This is a genomic window from Dietzia maris (assembly GCF_014144855.1).
GTDB classification, from domain to species: Bacteria; Actinomycetota; Actinomycetes; order Mycobacteriales; family Mycobacteriaceae; genus Dietzia; species Dietzia kunjamensis.
Genome location: NZ_JAALDN010000222.1, coordinates 1 through 2,014, shown reverse-complemented (window position 1 = coordinate 2,014; position 2,014 = coordinate 1). Strand labels below are relative to the sequence as shown.

The 2,014-nt window shown below is 66.6% G+C and carries 4 protein-coding genes; all 4 read left to right on the top strand.

Annotated elements, in window-relative coordinates; all coding sequences use genetic code 11:
* Positions 1 to 304: 304 nt before the first annotated feature.
* The 4 genes from G6024_RS07870 to G6024_RS07855 all read left to right on the top strand — a co-directional run bounded on the left by G6024_RS07870 (position 305) and on the right by G6024_RS07855 (position 1,986).
* On the top strand, positions 305 to 808 hold the full coding sequence (locus G6024_RS07870) for a hypothetical protein (RefSeq protein ID WP_083249696.1): 504 nt from the start codon (positions 305 to 307) through the stop codon (positions 806 to 808).
* A 102-nt stretch (positions 809 to 910) separates the two neighbouring features.
* The gene (locus tag G6024_RS07865; protein WP_069389434.1) at positions 911 to 1,225 is read left to right on the top strand and encodes a type II toxin-antitoxin system RelE/ParE family toxin; all 315 of its coding nucleotides are present in this window, start codon (positions 911 to 913) and stop codon (positions 1,223 to 1,225) included.
* Positions 1,222 to 1,518, top strand: a complete 297-nt coding sequence (locus G6024_RS07860) for an addiction module antidote protein (protein ID WP_069389435.1) — start codon at positions 1,222 to 1,224, stop codon at positions 1,516 to 1,518. The genes G6024_RS07865 and G6024_RS07860 overlap by 4 nt, the downstream gene beginning before the upstream one ends.
* Before the next feature lie 156 nt (positions 1,519 to 1,674).
* The gene (locus G6024_RS07855; protein WP_268817110.1) at positions 1,675 to 1,986 is read left to right on the top strand and encodes an AMP-binding protein; all 312 of its coding nucleotides are present in this window, start codon (positions 1,675 to 1,677) and stop codon (positions 1,984 to 1,986) included.
* Positions 1,987 to 2,014: the final 28 nt, after the last annotated feature.

Genomic DNA, 2,014 nt, shown 5'->3' with positions numbered 1-2,014 from the left:
CCCCTCGTGCAACGAGCACCCCATAGGCTCGAGCGATCTTCTCCGACGTCGACATGACAACCCCTCCAAGTCCGGTAACGGGTAACCGGGAACTTATCTAGTTACCAACGTTAACCGATCGGGCAGCGACCACCCCTTCGCACCGCTGGCACCGCGGGGCCGGGCGCGAGCCCCGCCAGCGGAGAACGCCACCCGGGCGACGAGGGCCGCGCCGGCGCACAGCCAGGGGCGCACGAGCGCCTCGCACGCGGGAGGGCCACTAGAATCACTGCCACCTTCTTCGTCCGGACCAGGAGGGTGGGCCGTGACTAATCTCGATGCTGAGTTCGCCGAACTCATCGACACCGTTGGCCACAGGCGTGCGGGCATCCTCGCCACCACGGCCCGCAAGATCGCGACCGAGATCCGCACCGCTGCTGATGCGCTCGGTACCGCGGCAGTGGGCCCCAGTCAGCGACACATCCTCGCCGCCCTGCCAGCGTGCACGTACGCCCAGAGCCGGTTCTGGCGCTACCAATTCGCCGACTGCGCCTCCCGGCTGGCCGACGACTCCAAGCGGTGGGGCGCACCCGTACCCCGCTGCACCGGCGAAGAAATGGCACTGCACCTCATCCTCCACCGCACCACCACCGACACCGGCCAGTCGTGGTCAGACCTGGCCGAAGACCTCTTCCAGGACAACGACGTCCTCACCCTCTATGACATCCCCGTCGACGCAGTCACCGGGCCCATCGGCGCAGTACAGCTCACACCCGCCCAGTGGTTCACCGAGTTCACCACACCATTTCCACTGCCACCCCGGCCCTAACCACCGGCCCGGGCAGCGCCCCTGGGCCACACGCCCCGCCCCAGGCCCAGGCGTGTGGCAGCGGTTGATCCACACACCTGGTGTGAACTATAGTTGACACACGTGATCGAGATCCTCTGGTCAGACACCTTCAACCGCTGGCTGACAAAGCTCAAAGACAGACAGGCCGCCGCGCGGGTGCTCGTCCGGATTAGACGCCTGGCCTCGGGCAACCCCGGAGACGTCAGACCCGTCGGCCATGGCGTCTCGGAACTGCGCCTGAACTACGGACCCGGCTACCGCATCTACTACCTCCGCCACCAGGACCAACTGATCCTCATCCTCGCCGGAGGAGACAAGTCCAGCCAACAAACAGACATCACAAGAGCGCACGAGATCGCCGAACACTGGCGACGAACACAAGGAGAATCCCAATGAACACCGAAACCTTCACCCACTTTGACCCCTCGACGCACCTCAACACCGTCGAGGACGTCGCGGCCTACCTGGAAGCCCTCATCGAAGAAAGCAACGACGACCCCACCGTCATCGCCCACGCCCTCGGAGACATCGCCCGCTCCCGCAACTTCAGCGAAATCGCCCGCCAAGCCGGAATCAGCCGCGAAGGCCTCTACAAAGCACTCTCACCAAGCGGCAACCCCACGCTGGCCACCGTCATCAAAGTCTCCCGTGCCCTCGGCCTGCGACTGCACTTCGAAGCCGTCGCCTAACTGTGGTTCCCCCCGCATCGTGGAGGGTTTCCTAGGCAGCTTCCGGTTCGGTCGCCGCGGCGGTCTCGTAGCTGATCGGGCTCACCATTCCGATCGTGCTGTGTCGTCGGTCGTGGTTGTAGAACCTGGCCGGCCGTCCCCACCGGCTCCGGGAGGATCGGCTGCGGCGGCTCGGCGGTGCAGCAGGCGCTCTCCGAGGCCTATCGCGACCAGGTCGGACTGCCGATCCTCCAGGCCTGGGGCATGACCGAGATCAGCCCGTTGGCTTCCTCCTCGGTCCTGCCTCGCCGTTACGCCGACGCGGACGCGGACGCCGGCACCCAGGCCGAACAGCGAGCCCGTGCCGGCATCCCCATCCTCGGGGTCGAGGCCCGCATCGTCGACGCCGCCAGCCTGGAGCCGCAGCCGTGGGACGACCACGCCACGGGTGAGCTGCAGGTCCGTGGGCCCTGGTGCGCCCAGGACTAGCCTCGGTCTTTCACGGGCCGGTGACTCA

Bases quoted from the DNA above. Each gene is read 5' to 3' on its own strand.
- G6024_RS07860 (WP_069389435.1), top strand. From the start codon at position 1,222: ATGAACACCGAAACCTTCACCCACTTTGACCCCTCGACGCACCTCAAC.